Origin of the sequence: Lederbergia panacisoli (assembly GCF_024626525.1) — a bacterium.
Classification (GTDB): Bacteria; Bacillota; Bacilli; order Bacillales; family Bacillaceae_C; genus Lederbergia; species Lederbergia panacisoli.
Genome location: NZ_JANJGU010000004.1, coordinates 148858 through 171447, shown reverse-complemented (window position 1 = coordinate 171447; position 22590 = coordinate 148858). Strand labels below are relative to the sequence as shown.

Sequence of the window (22590 nt, the reverse complement as noted above, 5' to 3'; positions counted from 1 at the left end):
ACAAAAACATGATTTATTACATAACACACCTAATTCTAAGCATGATGTCTGCCATTGGCTTCGGAATTATATTTAACGCACCTCGGAAAGCGTTGCTGCATTGCGGGGTGGTCGGGATGGCTGGATGGTTTGTTTATATCGTCATGATCGATTCCGGAATTGATGTCGTTCAAGCTGCATTTAGCGGGGCCTTTATTGTTGCGATCATTGGCCATATTATGGCAAAGCGTTATCGAACACCAATCATTGTGTTTATCGTAGCCGGGATTATACCTCTCGTACCAGGTGGAACAGCCTACGATTCGATGCGCCATGTAGCAAGCAATGATTATTCAAACGCCATTCCCCTTGCCATGAAAGCCTTCATCATCGCTAGCGCCATAGCGATGGGGCTTGTTTTTGCGGAAGTGCTTGTACAATTAGTATTGAAAATAACTAAAAGATTACGAACACGATAGAAAATCCGATCCTTTACAGATCGGATTTTTTATTTATCATGTGGAACTGCACAATTTCCATCTTCGCAGCTAGCTCCATCTGCATCGCCTGATAAGTCTTGAAGAATTGGAGTACTATTTTCCTCCTGCCAAACCTTTTCAAGTGCGCCTAAAAAGGTTTCAGGTGCCTGGGCACCAGAGATAGCATATTTTTCATTTATAACAAAAAAAGGTACTCCTCGTACACCGATTTGCTGTGCTGTTCTTTCGTCGGAGCGTACATCATCTGCAAAAGCATTCTCATCATTTAATATAGACATAGCCTTTTCACGATCAAGTCCCACAGTTTCAGCAAGGTCCGCTAACGTATTTTTGTCACTCAGTTTCTTCGATTCTGTAAAATACGCTTTGAGTAGTATTTCCGTTAATGGCGCATCCTTGCCTTCAGATTTTGCATAATGGGCAAGTCGATGAGCGTCAAATGTATTCGCCGGGATCATTTGCTCGAAATTAAATGTAAGTTCAGCACTCCTAGCCTGCTCGCCGACGCTTTCGTTCATTCTTTTAGCCTCTTCCACAGATACACCGTATTTTGAAGCAAGTACCTCATGGATGTTTTTATTTTGCTCTTTCGGTGAATTCGGATCTAATTCAAAGCTCCGAAATTCTACTTCCACCTTATCGCGATGGGGAAATTCGGCTAGCGCCTTCTCCAACCTGCGTTTACCAATATAACAAAATGGGCACACAAAATCAGACCATACTTCTATTTTCATGAGCTAGCACCTTCTTTTTATAGTTTTGTTTTCCGATAGCTTCCTAGCACCCTCACTTCGTGTCCGTATGCTTCAAGAATGGTAACGGCTTTTTTCAAATTCGCATCATGCACACCGAGTGCCGCTTCAATGAAAAATCGATATGTACCAAGTTTTTTCTTAGTTGGACGAGATTCAATCCACGAAAGGTTAATGTCTAATGAAGAAAATACGTTTAAAATAATCGCCAGCAACCCTGGTCGGTCTTCTGTCGGAGTAATTAAAAGCATGGATTTATCTGTTTCGTGAATGTTTCCATTCGGCGTTTTAGATAGGACAAGGAATCTCGTAGAGTTGCAGTCATTGTCATGAATATCCCTTTTAGCAATATCCAAATCGAAAATATCGGCAGCCAACTCCGATGCAACAGCACCTGCATCCAATCGCCCTGATTGACTAAGAGCTTCAGCCGCACCGGATGTACTGCTATAATGCTGCGTTTCGGCCTTCATTTCCTTTGTAAACATTCTGCATTGTGCTAATGCCGGTGGAATCGACCATATTTCTTTAATATCCCCTAGATTTGCCCCTCTTACTGTTAACAAATGTAACTTAACAGGTAAAATAGCTTCCCCTTCAATCCAAACATCGTGATTAATTAAACCATCAGTTGTCATCGTGATGGTGCCTTCAATCGCATTTTCTATTGGAACAATCCCTTTATCGGCTTCCCCTTCGTCCACTGCTTCAAGTACATCAAAAATCGTATTGTACATAATCATTTCATTTTTAGAATTTGAAAAATAACGCAGTGCCGCTTCTTCTGAAAAAGTTCCTTTTGGTCCTAAATAAGCTACTTTCAAAATAACATACCCCTTTTGCATCAATTCCCAAAATTATAATCCAGGTTTTTTATAAAAGCAAAGGACAGCTTCTCGCTGTCCTTTTATTATCTAACTGCAGGCCCTAGCCCCTCAAGGTCATAAACCAGCGTCAATTTTACTTGTCGAAGGTCCACGCGTGCGTCACTTTATTAGTTTAAAGCGTCTGTGAGTGGAGGGACTATTTGTTTCTTTCGGGAAACAACACCTGCAAGCACTGCTTTATTATTATCAAGAGTCACATTAAATGCTTGTTCAACTGCTTTTGCTGCTTGTCCAACTGCTATCGCTGTAGAATCATTTGTTAAAATATCAGTTACGACAAACAAGAATAAATCCAATCCTTTTTGTTCGATCACTCGATTAAGCGCCTCTTCAATTTCTGCTTTACGCTCAAGAACTTCCTCTACACCAACTGCATTTACTTGAGCAATTTCAACCTTTGCATTACCCATTGTAAATTCTTTCGCATCAAGTGAGAGCAACTGCTCAATTGTTTTACTGCTTACATCAGCACCAGCTTTTAACATATCAAGACCATAGCTGTCGGCATCAACCCCAGCAATTTCAGCAAGTTCGCGAGCCGCAGCAATATCTTCCTCCGTGCATGTTGGCGATTTGAACAATAAGGAGTCAGAAATAATTGCGGATAGCATTAACCCTGCCATTTTCTTATCGATTTCCAAACCATTTTCCTTATAGACTTTTTTCAAAATAGTTGCTGTACATCCGACAGGTTCTGCGCGAAAATAGAGTGGGTCGCTTGTTTCAAAATTAGCGATTCTATGATGGTCGATCACTTCAACGACACGCACTTTTTCAATGTCTACTGCACTTTGTTGGCGTTCATTATGGTCAACCAAAATGACTCTGTCTGTTTCATTTGCAACTGTTTGGACTAGGCGCGGTGCCTCTACATTAAAAGTATCTAGTGCAAACTTAGTTTCGCCATTCACTTCCCCTAAACGAACAGCTTCAACATTCTGCTTTAATTTTGATTTGATATCTGCATATACGAGCGCCGAGCATATTGAATCAGTATCGGGGTTTTTATGCCCGAAAATTAGAATTTTCTCCATTTGTCTTCTCCTTGCTTTTATGTAATGATTCGCTTTTTCCATTTTAACATATCGATTGAAGTTTGAAAAAACGAGTTGTTTTTTTTCATCTTCCTTAAATGATACAATAAACGACATGGGGAGGTAGAAGAATGAAAAAATTCGTCTTAATTACGATATTTTTATTACTTAGTTCCTTAATCGTAGGATGTAATAAAGAAAAAGAACCGAAACCGGAAGACCGTTTTGCGGAATATGTAAAACTTTGGAATGATCAAAAGTTCGATAAAATGTATGACTTTTTATCAACTGAATCGAAAGAAACTGTAATAAAAGAGGATTTTGTTGAACGCTATAAAAAAGTATATGAAGATTTGGAGATCAAAAATTTAAAGGTTCAATTTAAAAATCCTGAAGAAGAAACGGATAAAGAAGCAACAGAAATTGAATTTCCATTTGATGTAAAAATGGATAGCCTTGCTGGCGAAATTGCTTTTACTCACCAAGTGGAATTTATAAAGGAAGAAGAGGAAGAGGGAAATAAGGAATGGTTGCTAAATTGGGATACGAGTTTTATTTTTCCTGAGCTTGAAGAAGGAGATAAAATTGCCGTCCAGACTGCCTCTCCGAAGCGTGGAGCTATTTTAGACCGGAACAGTATTGCCATTGCGGAAAATGGAGTTGCCAGGCAAATTGGATTGGTTCCGAAAGATATAGAGGGGCAGGAAGAGAGCGTTATTAAACAAGTTTCCAAAATTTTAGGTGTGAGTGCTGAACAGATTGAGAAGTCGCTCGGACAATCTTGGGTACAGCCTGATAGCTTTGTTCCAATCAAAACAGTTCCAGAAAAAAGTTATGAGTTGCGGGAAAAGGTGGGGCAAGTTCCGGGTGTCATTGGAATGGACGTTGAAGCGAGGGTTTACCCATTGGGGGAAAGAGCCGCTCACTTAACAGGAAATATCGCGCCTGTTACTGCGGAAGATTTAGAAAAATATAAGGATAAAGGTTATACTTCCTCAGATATGATTGGTAGACGCGGCCTCGAATTAGTGTTTGAAGATCAGTTGAGAGGTGAACCTGGTGTAAAAATAGTCATCCAGAAGGAAGACGGAAGTGAAGTTATTCTTGCTGAAAAAGAAGTAAAAGACGGGGAAGACGTTCAATTGACGATTGACAGCGCACTTCAGGTTACGATTTTTGATGAACTAGCTGGAAAGCCAGGAACAGCCGCGGCCATCAACCCTATTACAGGAGAAACGTTGGCGTTAGTGAGCAGTCCGAGCTATGATCCTAATACTCTTGCTTTAGGTCCTACAAACGATGAATGGAAGGCTCTCGAGGAAAACCCTGACAAACCAATGCTCAATCGATTTAATTCAACTTTTGCCCCTGGCTCAGTACTTAAACCTATTACAGCGGCCATTGGCTTAAAAGAAGGGACCCTAAATTGGGAAAAATCCCTCTCTATTAAAGATTTGTCATGGCAGAAGGATGCCTCTTGGGGGAATTATAAAGTTACTCGTGTTAGCGATCATGGAGTACCAATTAATCTTGAAAAAGCCTTAATCTATTCGGATAATATTTATTTTGCCCAAACGACATTAGAGCTTGGTACAGATAAGTTTGTTGCAGGATTGAAGGATTTTGGTTTTGACGAAGATATGCCATTTGCATACCCGATGCATACATCCAGTATCGGAAACATTGATTCGGAAATTGCTTTAGCCGACTCAAGCTATGGCCAAGGCCAAGTTGAAATGAATGTGCTCCACATTGCGTCAACCTTCACAATTTTTACAAACAACGGAAATATGATTAAACCCATCTTGCTTACAGACGATAAACAAGGTGAATTTTGGAAAGAAAACTTGTTAAGCCAAGAAGAAGTTGATCATATGGGAGCTGCTCTTAGAAAAGTGGTCGAAGACTCCCTTGGAACAGCTCGCGGCGCGCGAATTAAAGACTATCCACTCGCAGGAAAAACGGGAACAGCCGAATTCGCTAAAGAAGAACAAGGGAAAAAAGGAAAAGAGAATAGCTGGTTTGTAGCATATAACCCTGACCACCCAGACACATTAATTGCATTAATGCTTGAGGCGGACGGAAAAGATTCTGCGGTCGATAAGGTTAAAAATATTTTTACTGAAATAAAACAACAATGAAAAAAGGAGCTATCTTAAGTCTGGTTAGCTTAAGTAGCTTCTTTTTTATGCCTAGAAAATATTTAATATCAGGATTATCGGTAGTATTCACGAGTTTACTACCATCACTGGGCTTGGATCACTACGGAAATTGAGCGCTAGTGCTTTTACCGGTGCGATCGGGCTTGGATCGCAACGGAATTTGAGCGCTGGTGCTTTTACCGGCGCGATTGGGCTTGGATCGCAACGGAAATTGGGCGCTGGCGCCTTTACCGGTGCGATTGGGCTTGGATCACAACGGAAATTGAGCACCGGCGCTTTTACCGGTGCGATTGGACTTGGATTGCAACGGAAATTGAGCGCTAGTGCTTTTACCGGTGCGATCGGGCTTGGATCACTACGGAAATTGAGCACCGGCGCTTTTACCGGTGCGATTGGGCTTGGATCGCAACGGAAATTCGAGCGCTGGTGCTTTTATCGGTGCGATTGGGCTTGGATCGCAACGGAATTCGAGCGCTGGTGCTTTTACCGGTGCGATTGGGCTTGGATCGCAACGGAAATTGGGCGCTGGCGCCTTTACCGGTGCGATTGGACTTGGATCGCAACGGAATTTGAGCGCTGGCGCCTTTACCGGTGCGATCGGGCTTGGACCACAACGGAAATTGAGCACCGGCGCTTTTACCGGTGCGATTGGACTTGGATTGCAACGGAAATTGAGCGCTGGCGCCTTTACCGGTGCGATCGGGCTTGGATCGCAACGGAATTTGAGCGCTGGTGCTTTTACCGGTGCGATTGGGCTTGGATCGCAACGGAAATCTAGCCTTTATGCTCAATGATCATGTTCATGATCCAGCAACAGCCGTTCTTCGTCACGACTATGTATTTCGTTCACAATTAACATTCCCGTAAAACTCTCAAGCACTTCCTTCGTTACTCCATCTTTTTTCAATATCCCCCGCACTCGTTCTGCAAGAATCCGAATCAGGTCGTGATCTCTTGTTAACATTGCAATCGTTTCAAGCATTTTCGGTTCTTTTTCAACGACTTCTTTGTAAAAACCTTGCTCCTCTGAATCGGCATGTGTAATGACGCGCAACTCCCAATGTTCTACTAACGCGTCTGCTACTTCCATAGCTTCTTTATCGCGCTCCTCCCCTACCAATTTATACAAGAGATCCGTTAAGTTTTTTGCCTCGATAAAAGAACCATCATGAATGGCTCGATGGGCGTCAAGCTTACGTAATGATGGACCTGACATACAATCTCTCCTCTCGAATGACCTAATGGATCTGCGTCATATTGACAGATCCACCTTTATTATCCTCTATTTTCTTTGCTTGTCGTCTGCGGGTTCATTTTTCGATATACGATATACTTTCTGCCTAAATATTCAAGCGGCAAGCTCCACACATGGACGAGTCTTGTAAACGGCCAAACGGCAAATAGTGCGAAAGCTAAAAATACATGTAGCTGAAAACCATATGGTGCACCAACCATCAATTCAGGTTTTGGACTGAAAATCAATAATCCCCTGAACCAAGGGCCAATTGTTGTACGATAATCGAAGTCCCCACCTGATGCTGTATACCCGACTGTCGCAGTAAAACCTACTAATACTACCGCTCCCAATATAATGAGAGTAAACATGGCATTCGGGTTGCTCGTATTTCTAACTCTCCGCGTTCCGCTCCTTCTTAAAAACAACAGAAACCCGCCAATGACAGTTGCTAACCCTGCCGCTCCTCCAAACCAAACAGCTCCAAAATGATACATATGATCGGAAATTCCCATCGTATCATAAATGACTTTTGGCACTAAAATTCCGGCGATATGACCGAAGAAAACAAAGATAATCCCCCAATGAAACAGAAGGCTTCCCCATTTTAATTGTTTCTTTTCCAAAAACTCACTTGACTGCGCCGACCATCCAAACTGATCGACATTATATCGATAAATATGACCGACGACAAAAATCGTTAAACATAAATACGGAAAGACTCCCCAAAGAAAATAATCTAGAAAGCTCATCGTATAACCTCCCTTCTGTTTCCTTAAGAAACTTTTTCGTTTTCTTCCGCCATTTCGATACATTGAATGCATGCGGCGACTAAATAGCGATACGGACTATCAATTCCTTGCAATTCCAATTCCAAGTTTTTAATGGATCGCAAATGAAGATTGAGAATTTTAGCCGAATCCTTTTCCGGCACAATCGATGCAAATTCCAAAACAAGAGGCAAGTAATCTGGCAATTCTTCCGTTGTAAATTCCATTCCAAGCTCCATCATTTGCCGCCTTAGTTGTGAGAGAACAGACCCACGATCACGATTATCTTTGAAAACAGTATGTGTTAAATATAGAGTTGTTTTATCATAAAAATCGAAAGTATAAACGTAATTTTCACATAGATTATGAAACGTAGTATTTTTTACATACGTTAAAAATCTAAGTAACGGCATCCTAATTGATTCGTCGGGAAATTCATGGGCGATGTCTAAACCCTGTAATTCTTTCTTCCACTCTGTCTCGGGATATTGAAGAAGACTGGAGACTAGACTATATGCCTTCTGCTTTTGATTCATCTAGCTCCCTCCAATATTGCTCTCCATAGTAGTCGAGTGGCGATTCCGGTGGATGTGCACCCACAGCGCATGTTTCACAGCTTCCTCCACCGCCACCATGACCAAATTCCTCAAAACCAGCCATTCCTCTTTCGGAGAACATGTCACCAGAAAGCTCTTTATGAGAAGGAGGGATGACATAGCGATCAGAGTATTTTGCAATTGCGGACAGCTCATACATTTCCCGAACAACCTTCTCTGATAATCCAGCTGCCTCTAAAATACTTGCGTCTGTCGGCTGATCTAAATTTAATTGGCGCATATAGCTTCTCATAGCTACTAATTTACGCAAAACATTTTTAATCACTTGTGTATCTCCCGCTGTGAACAAATTGGCTAAATATTCAATCGGAATCCGCATTTGTTCAATTGTCGGAAATACTACTCTTGGATTAATTGCATCTCCAATTCCCCCAAACGCATTCATAAATGGGCTAAGCGGAGGTACGTACCATACCATCGGCAATGTTCGGTATTCAGGATGAAGCGGCAACGCAATTTTTTGCTCCACGGCCATTTTATAAACCGGTGAATCTTGTGCTGCCTTTATCCAATCATCCGAAATCCCTTGCTTTCTCGCTTCTTCAATGATTTCAGGATCATGTGGATCTAAAAACATTTCTAACTGGGCTTCATACACATCCTTATCGTCTTCAACGGATGCAGCTTCGAGCACTTTATCCGCATCATATAATACGAGACCGATATAACGAAGGCGGCCAACACAAGTTTCAGAACAGATGGTAGGCTGACCCGTTTCAATTCTTGGAAAACAGAATGTACATTTTTCAGCTTTATTCGTTTTCCAGTTAAAATAAACTTTCTTATATGGACATCCCGACATACAAAAGCGCCAGCTGCGACACGCATCTTGATCAACAAGGACAATCCCGTCTTCATCACGCTTATAAATGGCTCCGGAAGGACAGGAAGCAAGACATGATGGATTAATACAATGTTCACATATTCTAGGCAAATACATCATGAAGGTTTCTTCAAATTCAAACTTTATTTGCTCTTCGAGACCGTTCATATTCGGGTCATCTTTACCCGTTTTATAAACCCCTGCGAGATCATCCTCCCAATTTGGACCCCACTGGATGTCCATATACTCGTCGGTAAGTTGTGATTTTGGGCGTGCGACCGGCTGGTAGTCGCCAGCCGGACTATTAATTAAATTTTCATATTCATAATCCCAAGGCTCATAGTAGTCATCAATCGGCGCCATATTGGGATTGTAAAAGATATTGAGGAGCTTGCTTGCTCTACCGCCCGCTTTTAACTCGAGCTTCCCATTTCTTAGCTCCCAACCACCTTTTCTTTCATCTTGGTTCTCCCAACGTTTCGGGTATCCAACGCCTGGTTTTGTCTCAACATTATTCCAGTACATATATTCCGCACCTGAGCGATTCGTCCACGTCGTTTTACACGTTACACTACAAGTATGGCAGCCAATACACTTATCCAAATTCATCACCATACCGTACTGCGCTTTAATTCTCAAGCCACTTCACCTCGTCCCTTTCAAGTTTGCGGATTACTACTTGTTCATCTCTCTGATTTCCAGTCGGTCCGTAATAATTAAATCCGTAGCTTAACTGCGCATAGCCGCCAATCATCTGAGTCGGCTTCATGTGAATGCGTGTCGGGCTGTTGAACGTTCCTCCACGCTGATTTGTAATCGGTGAACCAGGTACATTAATGTAGCGCTCCTGAACATGATACATAAATGCCACTCCACGAGGGATACGATGGCTCACGACGGTCCTGGCGACAACAACTCCATTGCGGTTGTACATTTGAATCCAATCATTATCGTCCAATCCAACCGATTTTGCGTCTTCATTATTTAACCAAACATGTGGTCCACCTCTGAAAAGAGTGAGCATTGGTAATGTATCTCCATACGTACTGTGATAGGACCACTTAAAATGTGGGGTTAAATATTTAAGGGTAATTTCCTGACCATCCATCACTGGCCGGTTATCTTTATCATAAAAAGCCATTTTTTTGAGCGGAGCTTTAAACGTCGGGAGCTCCTCTCCAAATTCGAGCATAACATCGTGATCCAGATAAAAATGCTGGCGTCCTGTCAATGTTCGAAATGGAACGAGCCGCTCAATATTTTGCGTAAATGGGGAATATCTGCGGTTTCCTTTATTAATTCCTGTAAAAACAGGCGTTGTAATAACTTTTCGAGGCTGAGCTGTAATATCAAAAAAAGTAATATGTTCTCCCTCACGGTCACTTGATAGGTCTTTTAATGGTTGACCCGTTTGTTTTTCCAGCGCTTCCCACGCCTTCATAGCCAAGCTTCCGTTCGTTGCACTAGATAAGGCCAGCATCGCCTCCGCAGCATTCTTATCAGTGTACAAATTCGGTTTGTCCTGATATTGTTCCGAGTATTTTGACGGACCGAGCATAGCAAGCAATTTCTCATAAGCCTCTTCCGCTTTGTATCCAATCCCGTGTGCTCCTAAGTTAACCGCATTTGGCCCAAGTGTTACGAACTTATCAAAAACCTTTGTATAATCTCGTTCGACAATTTGAAGTTTCGGCAAGTTCACTCCAGGCATCGGTTCAAATTCTCCATGCTTCCAATCAGGTGCACGGCCATATGCTTGGCTGATCTCGTCCGGTGAATCCTTTCCGAGCGGGGTTGCAACTGCATCTTGAACAACTTCAGGCAAATAATGCTTCGCCATCATAGAAAACCTTTTCGCTAAATTTCTAAACATTTCCCAATCTGATTTCGCTTCCCACGGAGGTGTGATTGCAGGATTAAAAGGATGCACGAAAGGATGCATATCTGTACTTGAAATATCGTATTTTTCATACCAAGTAGCGGCAGGCAGCAAAATATCCGAATACAGTCCCGTACTGCACATCCGAAAATCGGCACTAACCATTAGATCGAGCTTTCCTTGCGGCATTTCTTCTACCCAATTAATTTCTTCAGTCAAATCGTGTTCATTTTCTGTGCTTAATGTTCCATCATGGGTTCCAAGCAAATGCTTTAAAAAATATTCATGTCCTTTTGCCGAGCTGCCAATTAAATTTGCCCGCCAAACGAATAAAACTTTCGGAAAGTTCCTTCTATCTTCAGGATTTTCAACTGCAAATTTCAATTGGCCATTTTTTAATTGTTCTGTCACTTGCTTTTTCAAATTGTCATTCAATCCTCGGGCATCAGCACCCATTTTCAGGCTGCTTTTATTAAATTGAGGATAACTAGGAAGCCAACCAAGCCTTGCAGCCAACACATTGTAATCACCTGGATGACTATATTTACTTTTATCAACAAGTGGGGATTTTAAATTTTCCATGCGCTGATCTTCATAGCGCCATTGTTCTGTTGCAAAGTAAAAGAAGCTCGTGCCATTCATAAGTCTCGGCGGTCCGCCCCAATCCCTCGCCATCGCAATCGTACCCCAGCCTTCGATTGGGCGAACTTTTTCCTGACCAACGTAATGAGCCCAGCCACCGCCATTTCTTCCTTGACAGCCTGTCAACATGACAAGATTTAAAATCGACCGATAAATCGTATCCGAATGATACCAGTGATTGATGCCCGCCCCCATGATGATCATAGACCGACCTTCTGAATCGATCGCATTTTGGGCGAATTCCCTTGCGATTTGAGCAGCTTGATGTTTATCGACGCCTGTCAATTTTTCCTGCCAAGCTGGCGTATAAGGAATATCATCCTCATAGCTTGTAGGATAATCCCCAGGAAGTCCGCGGCCTACTGCGCTGTTTGCCATCATTAAATCAAACACAGTTGTTACGTAAACTTCCTTTCCATCCACTGATATTTTTTTCACAGGAAGTCCTCGTTTTAAAACTCCCTCTTGTTCTTCGCCGAAGTAAGGAAATAAGCCCATCACGACTTCGTCTTCTTGACCTAATAATGTAAGTTCCGGATCAATATCACCTAGTCCATTGTCACGATCCTCCAGCTTTAAATTCCAGTTCGCCTTCTCATCCCATCTATGACCGACGGTCCCATTCGGAATGACGAACCTGCCAGTTTTTTTATCCAATAAAACCGGCTTCCATTCTGACTTTTCTACAATCATACTAAGATCACTTGCCCGCAAGAACTTATCTCCAACATACCCGCCATCTTTTTCCTTTAATGTGATCAAAAAAGGCATGTCCGTGTATGTTTTTATATAATCATTGAAAAAATCAACTTGTTGATCCACATAAAACTCTTTTAAAATAACATGTGTCATCGCCATAGCAAGCGCCCCGTCCATCCCTACCTTAACGGGCAGCCAATTGTCGGCAAATTTAACATACTCAGCATAGTCCGGTGCAACCGCTACCACTTTCGTGCCGCGATATCTGGATTCTACATAAAAATGCGAATCGGGTGTTCGGGTTTGAGGAATATTCGATCCCCAAGCAATAATATAACTTGAATTAAACCAATCTGAACTCTCAGGTACATCTGTTTGATCTCCCCAAATTTGCGGCGAGGAATTCGGCAGATCTGCATACCAATCATAAAAACTAAGCAAAGAGCCGCCCAATAAACTTAAAAACCGGCCTCCAGCCGCATAACTCACCATCGACATGGCAGGAATAGGGGAGAATCCAAATATCCTGTCAGGTCCATACTCCTGAATCGTATGAATAAGAGAAGCAGAGATAAGCGTGTTCATTTCATCCCACGTCGTCCTGACAAGTCCGCCTTTCCCACGGGATTTCTTATATTCCTTCGACTTTTCTTCATCTTCAGCAATGCTTTTCCAAGCCGCCACCGGATCCTTTGTTTCCTGCAGAGCCTCTCTCCAAAGCGTGAGTAGCGACCCGCGTATATAGGGATAACGAATTCGCAGAGGGCTGTATGTATACCAAGAAAAAGTTGCCCCCCTCTGACAACCACGCGGTTCAAACTCTGGCATATCTGGTCCAGTTGATGGATAATCCGTTTGTTGCGTTTCCCACGTGATAATTCCATCCTTCACGTGCACCTTCCAACTACAGGAACCTGTGCAATTTACCCCGTGTGTCGTCCGAACAACTTTATCATGCTGCCAACGCCTGCGATAAACTCTTTCGGAGCCGCGGTCATATGGCTGCATTTCACTATGTTCTGTTTCAGGGACCGTTTTTCCGAAAAACTTTAGCTTTTTCCAAAACGGCGAAGAAGCTTTCGAAATATTTGTCATATTCAACTCCCTTTCGAGACATACTTTTACATACTTTTCCCAACTTATGCGCAAATAAACAGTTCTTTAGCTTTCCTCCGTCAGTTCATTGAACATGCCTGCATAATATTGAACATCGCCCGCTTCATTTTTGACCGGGCTGATTGTCAGCCATTCTTTATACATTTCCCCGTTTTTGCGTTTATTCCAAATTTCCCCTTGCCAGAAACCTTGCTCGCCAATTGTTGCCCACATTTCTTCATAAAAAGATTTCCCTTGTTTTCCTGAGTGGAGAAAACTAGGAGTTTTACCGATTACTTCGTCTAATGTATATCCTGTCACTTTTGTAAAAGCCGGATTTATTCTTACAATTTGTCCATTCGGTTTTGTGAGCATGAGTCCCGAAGCAGTGTGTTCCAACACATTTTCGCTTACAAATAGTTTGTCTTGGTGATACATCCATAGAACTAAAATGAGACTTGCAAGCGAGAACTGTGATAAAGCCATAAAACCAATAGCATAGTGGCCAGTTAGATTAAACAAAATCGTTAAAATCAGCGGCGGAAAGAAACCACCGAGTCCCCCCATCATCGCAACAATCCCGTTTACAATCCCAGCCTGTTTTGAAAAATAAAGTGGGACAAGTTTAAAGATTGTACCATTGCCAATTCCTGCGCAAAATGCAACAGCTAGACAGCCAACAGTGTAAATGGTAAGGGAAGGAGTAAAGGATAAAAGAAATCCAGCCAATGTCAGACCCGCAAATACAAGTGAAAGAATTTTAAATGAGTTAAACTTATCCCCGAGCCAACCTCCAACAGGGCGCAATAACGTAGCAAGGACAATAAATCCCGCCGTCCGCATACCAGCGTCTACTTTCTCCAATCCGAAATGATTCACAAGAAAGTTGGGCAAATATATAGTAAAAGCGACAAATGAACCGAAAGTAATAAAATAAAACAAACTTAAGAACCATAACTTTTGATTTTTATATACACTATTAATTTGTTTTACAACGGAAACGCGAATTTTCGCTTCTTTTCTATCACCTAAAAGGAAGTTTAGTAAGGCAAACAGGGCCATTAAAAAAATGTAAAACAAAACGGTTTTTCTCCAGCCATACATATTAGCAAGGACGGGTGCCGCAAAGCTTGTAACAGCAGTACCAATATTCCCCATCCCATATACACCGTTTATAAAGCCATGCTTTTCCTTTGGATAATACTTGGGCAATGAAGTAACACCAACAGAAAAAATGGCGCCCCCAACACCAATAAATAAACCGCCAATAATGAGGTCCCCCATTGAATTGGCTATGCTGACATAATAAACAGGAAATAATAGAACGATGAAACTAATGAAAAACAAATATCTTGCCCCAAACCGATTTGTCCAATATCCAAGCGGCACTCTTAATAAAGAACCCAAAATAACAGGCACAGCCGTCACCCATGCAATTTGACCCGCTTTTAGTGGAATATCTGTCGTAATAAAAGGCATAAGTGAAGATAAAATGACCCAAACCATAAATCCTGCAACTAAGCTGCTCGTTTGCAGCGTTAACTGTGCACCACCGCGATTCATATTTTCTCCTCCTTTCCTATCTTCTTACCATTCCTTTTCATGGATAAAACATTCATATCTATCATATTTTCAAAATGGGCTGATAATGACTAGAAAAGCGGAAGCGCCTGTCCATCGACGTACAAACTTCAGGCCCTAAGACTTGCGATATAGGAAACACAGCGATGCACGAGCAAGTGAAATTGGCATTTCAAATTTCACCTGATGTTGACTTACGCAAGAGAAAAGGACAGGAAGTTTGCTAGTCGATAGGTCTTGAGCTGGACATATAAAAGCGCATGCGCAAACAAAAAAAAACCGACCAAGAAAAATATCTCTTGATCGGATGTTAAGAATTAAAATACACACAAATTCGGCAGTTATTTAATTGTTGGATAGGGATTTCCATATCATAGATTTCCCTTAATGAATCGGATTGGATGATTTCGTCCGTTGGTCCATCCTTCACGACACGACCATTTTTTAAAGCAACAATTCTATCGGAGTATACTGAAGCAAAATTAATATCATGGAGAACAATGACTACTGTTTTCCCGAGCTCATCTACAAGCCTGCGTAAAATTTTCATTATTTGAACAGAATGCTTCATATCCAGATTATTTAATGGTTCATCAAGTAAAATATAATCTGTATCTTGGGCAATGACCATTGCGATAAAAGCGCGTTGCCGCTGACCGCCGGACAATTCTTCAACAAAAGCATCCTCCATATCCGTTAAGGCCATATATTCAAGAGCTTCATCGACTTTCCTCTTATCCTCTGCAGTCAATCTCCCTTTTGAATAAGGAAAACGCCCAAAAGACACTAACTCGCGAATGGTCAAACGAACATTCATATAATTGGATTGCTTTAAAATGGACACTTTCTTGGAGAACTCATTAGATTTCATCCCACGTGCATTAGTCTTATCGACAAGTACCTCCCCTGTATCTGCATCTAGCAAGCGGCTCACCATTGAAAGTAAAGTTGATTTACCCGCTCCGTTTGGCCCAATAAAAGAAGTAATTTGTCCTCTTTGTATATCAACTGTCACATCTTCCACGACATGTTTTTTTCCGTACAATTTTGACAAACCCCGTACTTGTATCATGTGGATCGACTCTCCTTTAGCAATAAATAAATGAAATACACTCCACCGATAAAATTAATAATGACACTTAACGTTGTTGAGAATGTAAATATCCGCTCAACAACCCATTGACCGCCAATTAGTGCAATTACACTCATAAGTGCGGCACCGCTAATTAATATGCCGTGTTTGAATGTTTTAAAAAATTGATATGATAAGTTGGCTACAATTAAACCAAAAAAAGTAATCGGTCCTACGAGGGCTGTGGAAACAGAAATAAGAATAGCAGAGATAACAAGCATTTGCTTTACAATTTTATCGTAAGCAACTCCAAGATTAATCGCTGTTTCTCTTCCTAGTGACAATACATCTAAGTAAGGAATGGATCTCCAGCCGATAACGATCACTAATCCAATAACAAGAAATGAGAGCCAAACAAGATCTCCATTCACATTATTGAAACTTGCAAACATCCGATCTTGTACAATTTGGAACTCATTTGGATCAATTAATACTTGCAAAAAGGTTGATATACTTTGAAAAAAGGTGCCAACGATAATTCCAACTAATAGCAGAAAATAAATGGGACGCTGACCTTTTTTAAATAAAAACTGATAGATCAGTAAAGCAAAAACAACCATTGTAAGGACGGATAAAATGAAATTGACCTGCTTATTGACAATGGTGATGTGATTAGAACCTAAGAAGAAAATAGCCAATGTTTGAATAAGTAAATAAAGGGAATCCAGCCCCATAATACTTGGAGTTAAAATTCGATTATGTGTTATCGTTTGGAATACGACGGTTGCATAAGAAATAGCAAGCCCCGTCAACAACATTGCGAGTACCTTTATTCCTCTTCTAGGCAATGCATAGTCAAAACTTCCGTTTAATTGATGAAATAAATAAAGGCTCACACACCCCACAGCGACCAGTGCGAGAATCGTGACTTTTATTGAATTACGCATAGGCTTTCCTCCGGAACAGTAAATAAAGGAATATACCGCTTCCGATTACCCCCACCATTAAACTGATGGAAATTTCATATGGATAAATGAGAACACGCCCCAAAATATCACACACTAACAGGAAAGTTGCACCTAAAAGGGCCGTATGCGGCAATGTTTTTTGTAAGTGATCGCCCCTAGAAATGGAGACTATATTTGGTATGATCAAGCCGAGGAATGGAATCATCCCGACCGTCAATACAACAGTAGCTGTTATTAGCGCCACAAGAATCAAACCAAGATTAACAACTCGTTTATAAGCAAGGCCTAAATTTTTTGAAAAGTCCTCCCCCATTCCCGCTACCGTGAACCGGTTTGCATACAAATAAGCAATCAAAAGTACAGGAATGCTTATATACAGGAGTTCATACCGACCTTTCATAATCATAGAAAAATCCCCTTGCAGCCAAGCAGACATATTTTGAATTACATCTGCTCGATATGCAAAGAACGTCGTAATCGAGGATAAGATATTCCCAAACATTAACCCGACAAGCGGAATAAAAATGGCATCTTTGAACTTGATACGGTCCAATATTTGCATAAAAAGCAATGTTCCACCTAGAGCAAAAACAAAGGCAACAACCATTTTTTCCAAGGTTGATGCATTTGCAAATAAGAGCATGGAAACGAGAATTCCGAGCCGTGTAGCGTCTAAAGTCCCAGCAGTAGTCGGTGATACGAATTTATTACGACTGAGTTGTTGCATAATAAGCCCGGCAATACTCATTCCAGCCCCCGCTAGAATGACAGCCATTAGTCTCGGCAGGCGGCTTATTAGGAAAATTTGCGTTTCCTCAGACTGAAAATCGAGCAGATCAAGAGGAGCTATATTACTGACACCAATAAATAATGAGAGAATTGCTGCAAATATTAATGCGGTAATTAAGTACCATGTTTTCATAAAAAACTCCATATAATATCAATCTAATAGATTGTTAATTGAAAATCATTATCAATACATTAATTTTATTATATCACGAGGGTTTTTCAAGTCAACTTATAACTGATAATCATTATCAATCACATTCTAATTGTGAACAACTTCCAACTTTTTGCTCTATTCAAGGTAGATTCCCTATGATAGGATGAAAGCGTATTCATAATAAAAAGGAGGTTGCTAGATGATCACTTTTTTTGCTGCAATCATTTTGTTAGTCGTAAGTTATTTCACGTATGGAAAGTATGTTGAAAAAGTTTTTGGAATGAAGGAAACTCGCAAAACACCTGCTTACACGCTTGCAGATGGATTGGATTATGTCCCAATGGGAAAACAACGCAACTCTCTCATTCAATTATTGAATATCGCAGGGGTGGGACCTATTTTTGGTCCTATTATGGGGGCATTATACGGACCTGTCGCATTTCTATGGATTGTATTCGGAGCGATATTCGCAGGTGCCGTCCATGATTATTTGACCGGGATGATCTCGTTAAGGAATCGCGGCGCACACTTACCTGAACTAGCTGGCATGTTTCTTGGAAAAGCCTTCAAACATGTCGTTAACGCATTTTCCATTTTATTGCTCATCCTTGTTGGAACCGTATTTGTTACTGCACCTGCAGAACTACTTGGTGATTTGACAAAAGGATGGATGTCCGTTGGTTTCTGGGTCGCTATTATTTTCGCTTACTATCTTTTAGCTACTTTACTGCCAATCGATAAAATTATCGGAAGAATCTATCCTATTCTTGGCTTAATCTTATTGATTAGCGCTGTTGGAATTGGCGGAGCACTTATTTTCCAAGGGCACCCTATTCCCGAGTTGTCTCTTGCAAATATGCATCCTGATAATCTACCAGTATTCCCAATTCTATTTATAACAATTGCTTGTGGAGCATTATCTGGGTTCCATGCAACACAGTCGCCAATTATTTCGCGTACAACCCAAAGAGAATCACAAGGACGTTATATTTTCTACGGAATGATGATTGCCGAGGCCATTATAGCTATGATATGGGCTGCAGCCGCCATGTCTATTTTCGATGGAGCTTCATTGAACCAATTGCTTGCTGAAGTAGGACCTGCTGGGATTGTAAAAGAAGTTTCCATTACAACACTCGGTGCTGTATTTGGAACAATTGCAGTTCTTGGAGTTATCGTTCTTCCAATCACTTCAGGAGATACTGCCTTTAGAAGTGCACGAATGATTATTGCGGATTATATTGGATTAGCCCAAAAGAAATTCGGAAACCGACTATGGATTACCATTCCAATGTTTGTCATTTCCATCATTCTTACGCAAATGGATTTTAATATTCTTTGGAGATATTTTGCTTGGGCGAATCAGTCTACAGCCATGATTGCATTATGGGTATGCGCCATGTATCTCGCTTTGCAAAAGAAAAACTATTGGATTGCGGCCATTCCTGCCATTTTTATTACAATGACAACCTTTACGTTTATTCTAAATGCACAGATTGGTTTCAAATTGCCAATGAACATCTCCTACATTGTTGCAAGCATTATAACAATCATTATTATCGCAGGATTCTTTATGGGACTTAGAGCAAAACTCAATGCCGCAGAAAAAGGGATTAAGCCTATTATCCTTGACGATGGATTGGGCAAAGCGTCCTAAACACTTTTTTAACAAACTGGACACTAGTGGGGCTTTGACACAACAGCCCCTATTTGTGTCCTCTTTTACATATGAAAACTTTCCCTTTCATACATTTTATATGACGACTATTTGTAAGGAAGTGATCGTTTGAAGGTCCACTCAGTTGGATATAGCCTACCTAGAAAAGAAGGATGGGAAAAAGTGACAGGGTTTGCAAAGTACGTGGATGATCATGTTTCAGCAAATCAATACCACATCCGTATGGTGACTAGTCCATACGCGCATGCAAAAATTGAAAATATCGATACTACGGAAGCCTGGAAGGTGAGAGGTGTGAAGGCCATCATAACGGGAAAGGATTTTCCCGTTTTAACTGGACCTATTATAGGTGATCGCCCCCCTATTGCAATCGATAAAGTAAGGTATAACGGGGAAGTAGTTGCAATAGCCGTCGCTGATACAGAACTGCATGCACTACAGGCATGTGAAAAAATCCAAGTCATTTACAACCCTCTTCCCGTTGTTAACTCCCCTTCTGAAGCAATGAAAAAAAGTACACCTCTCGTTCATGAAAATATTGAAGGTTATAAAAATTTTGGACGCCGATTTGCCTTTCCAGTACCCGGAACAAATATTGCTAATCACACAAAAATTAGAAAAGGAGATGTGCAGGCGGCATTCGCAAAATGTGATGTGATTGTTGAAAGCTCCTATGCTTTTAACCCATCAGACCATGTTGCAATGGAACCAAGAGCAGCTACATGCGAGATAAAACCGAATGGGAAGATTCTTTTGGAGACATGTTCTCAAGGCCCATATTATATGAAAAAAATGATTGGACGTGTTTTTGACATCGATGAAGGAGATATAAACGTAAAGGTACCTTTTGTAGGAGGTGGGTTCGGCGGGAAAGGGGCTATTCACCTCGAATATATTGCCATTATCGCTTCGAAAGCAATAGGTGGACGAAAGGTTAAAATTAGAAATACCCGCGAGGAAGATTTAATTACTTCTCCATGCCATATTGGCTTAGAGGCAAAGGTTAAAATTGGAGCAACAAAACAAGGGTATATTCAAGCCATGGAAATAACCTTCTTATTTGATGGCGGAGCCTACTCTGATATGGGAATCGTCATGAGTAAATCTGCTGGGGCTGCTTGTACTGGTCCATACAATATCCCAAATGTATGGTGTGATTCGTATTGTATGTATACAAATCATCCTTATTCAACTTCATTCCGTGGGTTCGGGCATCCTGAAATTACCTTTGCGATCGAGAGAACAATGGATCTTTTAGCTAAGAAGCTCAATACCGATCCTTTTACAATTCGGATTTTAAATGCTATTAAGCCGAATGATACAACTCCCACTCAAGCCCTACTAAAGAAAAGCAATATCGGAAATGTTGCTGCCTGTCTTCAAAAATTAAAGGAAATATTAAACTGGGAAGCGCCGACGCCTGAGAATTCAAGGTCCGATAAAATTCGTATGAAGGGTATTTCTGCCTTTTGGAAAACTTCAAGCACTCCGACGGATGCCGGATCAGGGGCGGTCATTACGTTTAATCATGATGGCAGCTGTAATGTAAAAACAGGTGCAGTAGAGCTCGGTCAAGGAACAAAAACAATGATTTCACAAATGGTTGCCGAAAAGTTGAAAATGAGTCCAGATCACGTACATGTGACCTTTGAACTAGATACAGATTTTGTTCCCGAACATTGGAAAACTGTAGCGAGCAGTTCGACTTTTATGACAGGGCGAGCTGCAATTGAAGCAGCGGACGATGTTATTTTTCAATTAAAACAAACGGCATCTATCGTACTCCGTGCTCTTCCTGAAGACCTCGATGTTGGATCTGGTAAAATTTTTTTACGATCAGATCCATCTATAAGCATTGATATAAAGGACATAAGCATGGGATATAAATTTCCAAACGGAAATGCCATTGGCGGGCAAGTGATTGGGAGAGGGAATTATATCGTTCCTCATTTATCGGAACTGGACCCCGATACAGGAAAAGGGAAGCCTGGCCCATGGTGGAGTGTTGGTGCACAAGGAATTGAGGTTGAATTTGATAAACGAACAAATAGATATGAAATGATACAGGCCGTCTCCGTTATTGATGCGGGCACGATTATTAACCCGATGGCTGCTCAAACGCAAATTATGGGCGGCATGCATATGGGACTGAGTTTTGCCACAAGGGAGACCTTTGTATTTAATTCGGATGGGATGGTTTTAAATCCCGATCTTCGTTCATATAAAATAACCCGTTTTGGCGAAAATCCTTTTTTTATGACTCACTTTATCGAAACACCTAGCGATGAAGGACCTTTCGGAGCACGAGGGCTAGGAGAATATGGAGTCATAGGCATGCCAGCGGCGTTAGCCAATTGCTTATCGAACGCTGCTAACGTAGAGCTGAATATATTGCCCCTCACTCCGGAAACGATTTGGAGAGAGAGGTTGAAATCCAAATGATTACTAAAGATTTTCAATATATTAGTGTGATGAAAGCGGAAGATGGTGTGAAGGAAATGAAACGATTTGAGCCAAACAACCTGCAAGCATATTATTTTGCCGGTGGTACTGAAATAATTACGTTTTCCCGAAAAGGTCATTTAAGTGTTGATTCAGTGATTGATATTAAAAATATAGAAGGCATTTCTTCTATTGCTAGACAAGGGGACGAAGTCATCATTGGAGCGGGGGCTTCATTAACGAAAGTAGCAGAGTCGAATATTTTTCCTTTATTAACAAAAACCGTTCAAGAAATAGCTGATCATACGAATCAAAATAAAATTACAATTGGCGGAAATGTATGTGGACAAATCCATTATCGAGAAGCTGTCCTTCCTTTATTATTGGCAGATAGCTCATGCGTCCTTGTAGGCGAAGGGGGTTATAGAAGAGAATCTATTCATAATCTATTTAATGGAAAGCTTAATTTATTGGAATTGGATTTACTTCTCCATTTCGAACTGAATCATCATTATGCTCAAGCACCTTTTTATCATTCCAAAATAACGAAAATGGAAAAGGTTGATTATCCTATCATTACAGTTGCTGCTTTAAAAATAAATGAAAAAATAAGAATTGCATTCAGCGGCCTTTGTTATTTTCCATTTCGTTCTGAGAAGATAGAACAAATTTTAAATACAGAAAGCCAATCTATAAGCGATAAAATTCGGTCTGTTTTAAAAAATATTCCTTTCGACATATTGGATGATCAATTAGCCTCATCTGAGTATCGAAAATTTGTTTTATCAAATGAACTTCAAAATACCATTCTCCATCTGAAGGGAGAAATGTAA

18 protein-coding genes are annotated in these 22590 nt (G+C 40.9%); 6 read left to right on the top strand and 12 right to left on the bottom strand.

Annotated features, from left to right (window positions below):
- Positions 1–8 precede the first annotated feature (8 nt).
- On the top strand, positions 9–458 hold the full coding sequence (locus NQ185_RS08100; protein ID WP_257581140.1) for a threonine/serine exporter family protein: 450 nt from the start codon (positions 9–11) through the stop codon (positions 456–458).
- 29 nt (positions 459–487) lie between these two features.
- On the opposite strand, the gene NQ185_RS08095 is transcribed toward NQ185_RS08100, so the two are convergent.
- The 3 genes from NQ185_RS08095 to NQ185_RS08085 all read right to left on the bottom strand — a co-directional run bounded on the left by NQ185_RS08095 (position 488) and on the right by NQ185_RS08085 (position 3152).
- Positions 488–1213: a DsbA family oxidoreductase gene (locus NQ185_RS08095; RefSeq protein WP_257581139.1), complete on the bottom strand. Its 726-nt coding sequence runs from the start codon at positions 1211–1213 to the stop codon at positions 488–490.
- A 17-nt stretch (positions 1214–1230) separates the two neighbouring features.
- Positions 1231–2055, bottom strand: coding sequence for a prephenate dehydratase (gene pheA, locus NQ185_RS08090; RefSeq protein ID WP_257581138.1), 825 nt, complete (start codon positions 2053–2055; stop codon positions 1231–1233).
- A 170-nt stretch (positions 2056–2225) separates the two neighbouring features.
- Positions 2226–3152 (bottom strand): manganese-dependent inorganic pyrophosphatase, encoded by a 927-nt coding sequence (locus NQ185_RS08085; RefSeq protein ID WP_257581136.1) that lies wholly within the window; start codon positions 3150–3152, stop codon positions 2226–2228.
- A 131-nt stretch (positions 3153–3283) separates the two neighbouring features.
- Between NQ185_RS08085 and NQ185_RS08080 the strand changes: the two genes are divergently transcribed.
- On the top strand, positions 3284–5293 hold the full coding sequence (locus NQ185_RS08080) for a penicillin-binding transpeptidase domain-containing protein (RefSeq protein WP_257581135.1): 2010 nt from the start codon (positions 3284–3286) through the stop codon (positions 5291–5293).
- 419 nt (positions 5294–5712) lie between these two features.
- Entirely contained in the window at positions 5713–6108 is a 396-nt protein-coding gene (locus tag NQ185_RS08075; protein ID WP_257581134.1) for a hypothetical protein, read from the top strand.
- Here NQ185_RS08075 and NQ185_RS08070 read toward each other — a convergent pair.
- From NQ185_RS08070 to NQ185_RS08030, 9 genes are all read right to left on the bottom strand, one after another.
- Entirely contained in the window at positions 6102–6530 is a 429-nt protein-coding gene (locus tag NQ185_RS08070; RefSeq protein WP_257581133.1) for a hemerythrin domain-containing protein, read from the bottom strand. The genes NQ185_RS08075 and NQ185_RS08070 overlap by 7 nt on opposite strands.
- A 59-nt stretch (positions 6531–6589) precedes the next feature.
- Positions 6590–7300 carry a respiratory nitrate reductase subunit gamma gene (narI, locus tag NQ185_RS08065; RefSeq protein ID WP_257581132.1) on the bottom strand — a complete coding sequence of 237 codons (711 nt, stop codon included), beginning with the start codon at positions 7298–7300 and terminating at the stop codon, positions 6590–6592.
- 23 nt (positions 7301–7323) lie between these two features.
- Entirely contained in the window at positions 7324–7854 is a 531-nt protein-coding gene (gene narJ, locus NQ185_RS08060; RefSeq protein ID WP_257581131.1) for a nitrate reductase molybdenum cofactor assembly chaperone, read from the bottom strand.
- Positions 7829–9397, bottom strand: coding sequence for a nitrate reductase subunit beta (narH, locus tag NQ185_RS08055; protein WP_257581130.1), 1569 nt, complete (start codon positions 9395–9397; stop codon positions 7829–7831). The genes narJ and narH overlap by 26 nt, the downstream gene beginning before the upstream one ends.
- Positions 9387–13064 carry a nitrate reductase subunit alpha gene (locus NQ185_RS08050; RefSeq protein ID WP_373370795.1) on the bottom strand — a complete coding sequence of 1226 codons (3678 nt, stop codon included), beginning with the start codon at positions 13062–13064 and terminating at the stop codon, positions 9387–9389. Before NQ185_RS08050 ends, narH begins: the two co-directional genes overlap by 11 nt.
- 75 nt (positions 13065–13139) lie before the next feature.
- Positions 13140–14636, bottom strand: coding sequence for a nitrate/nitrite transporter (locus tag NQ185_RS08045; protein WP_257581128.1), 1497 nt, complete (start codon positions 14634–14636; stop codon positions 13140–13142).
- Between the two features lie 328 nt (positions 14637–14964).
- Complete coding sequence (locus tag NQ185_RS08040; RefSeq protein WP_257581127.1) at positions 14965–15726, bottom strand: iron ABC transporter ATP-binding protein; 762 nt, start codon at positions 15724–15726, stop codon at positions 14965–14967.
- The gene (locus NQ185_RS08035) at positions 15723–16673 is read right to left on the bottom strand and encodes an iron chelate uptake ABC transporter family permease subunit (protein ID WP_257581126.1); all 951 of its coding nucleotides are present in this window, start codon (positions 16671–16673) and stop codon (positions 15723–15725) included. Before NQ185_RS08035 ends, NQ185_RS08040 begins: the two co-directional genes overlap by 4 nt.
- Positions 16666–17616 carry an ABC transporter permease gene (locus NQ185_RS08030; RefSeq protein ID WP_257581125.1) on the bottom strand — a complete coding sequence of 317 codons (951 nt, stop codon included), beginning with the start codon at positions 17614–17616 and terminating at the stop codon, positions 16666–16668. Before NQ185_RS08030 ends, NQ185_RS08035 begins: the two co-directional genes overlap by 8 nt.
- Before the next feature lie 220 nt (positions 17617–17836).
- Between NQ185_RS08030 and NQ185_RS08025 the strand changes: the two genes are divergently transcribed.
- From NQ185_RS08025 to NQ185_RS08015, 3 genes are all read left to right on the top strand, one after another.
- Positions 17837–19294, top strand: a complete 1458-nt coding sequence (locus tag NQ185_RS08025) for a carbon starvation CstA family protein (RefSeq protein WP_257581124.1) — start codon at positions 17837–17839, stop codon at positions 19292–19294.
- Positions 19295–19423: 129 nt separating this feature from the next.
- Positions 19424–21757 carry a xanthine dehydrogenase family protein molybdopterin-binding subunit gene (locus tag NQ185_RS08020; RefSeq protein ID WP_257581123.1) on the top strand — a complete coding sequence of 778 codons (2334 nt, stop codon included), beginning with the start codon at positions 19424–19426 and terminating at the stop codon, positions 21755–21757.
- Positions 21754–22590: an FAD binding domain-containing protein gene (locus NQ185_RS08015; RefSeq protein WP_257581122.1), complete on the top strand. Its 837-nt coding sequence runs from the start codon at positions 21754–21756 to the stop codon at positions 22588–22590. Before NQ185_RS08020 ends, NQ185_RS08015 begins: the two co-directional genes overlap by 4 nt.

What these genes read in the sequence shown, in the direction of transcription:
- NQ185_RS08030 (WP_257581125.1), bottom strand. Translation starts at nt 17,616, where the DNA reads ATGAAAACATGGTACTTAATTACCGCATTAATATTTGCAGCAATTCTC.
- NQ185_RS08100 (WP_257581140.1), top strand. Translation starts at nt 9, where the DNA reads ATGATTTATTACATAACACACCTAATTCTAAGCATGATGTCTGCCATT.
- NQ185_RS08045 (WP_257581128.1), bottom strand. Translation starts at nt 14,636, where the DNA reads ATGAATCGCGGTGGTGCACAGTTAACGCTGCAAACGAGCAGCTTAGTT.
- NQ185_RS08025 (WP_257581124.1), top strand. Translation starts at nt 17,837, where the DNA reads ATGATCACTTTTTTTGCTGCAATCATTTTGTTAGTCGTAAGTTATTTC.
- NQ185_RS08040 (WP_257581127.1), bottom strand. Translation starts at nt 15,726, where the DNA reads ATGATACAAGTACGGGGTTTGTCAAAATTGTACGGAAAAAAACATGTC.
- NQ185_RS08085 (WP_257581136.1), bottom strand. Translation starts at nt 3,152, where the DNA reads ATGGAGAAAATTCTAATTTTCGGGCATAAAAACCCCGATACTGATTCA.
- narI (WP_257581132.1), bottom strand. Translation starts at nt 7,300, where the DNA reads ATGAGCTTTCTAGATTATTTTCTTTGGGGAGTCTTTCCGTATTTATGT.
- NQ185_RS08070 (WP_257581133.1), bottom strand. Translation starts at nt 6,530, where the DNA reads ATGTCAGGTCCATCATTACGTAAGCTTGACGCCCATCGAGCCATTCAT.
- NQ185_RS08080 (WP_257581135.1), top strand. Translation starts at nt 3,284, where the DNA reads ATGAAAAAATTCGTCTTAATTACGATATTTTTATTACTTAGTTCCTTA.
- NQ185_RS08035 (WP_257581126.1), bottom strand. Translation starts at nt 16,673, where the DNA reads ATGCGTAATTCAATAAAAGTCACGATTCTCGCACTGGTCGCTGTGGGG.
- NQ185_RS08015 (WP_257581122.1), top strand. Translation starts at nt 21,754, where the DNA reads ATGATTACTAAAGATTTTCAATATATTAGTGTGATGAAAGCGGAAGAT.
- NQ185_RS08095 (WP_257581139.1), bottom strand. Translation starts at nt 1,213, where the DNA reads ATGAAAATAGAAGTATGGTCTGATTTTGTGTGCCCATTTTGTTATATT.
- narJ (WP_257581131.1), bottom strand. Translation starts at nt 7,854, where the DNA reads ATGAATCAAAAGCAGAAGGCATATAGTCTAGTCTCCAGTCTTCTTCAA.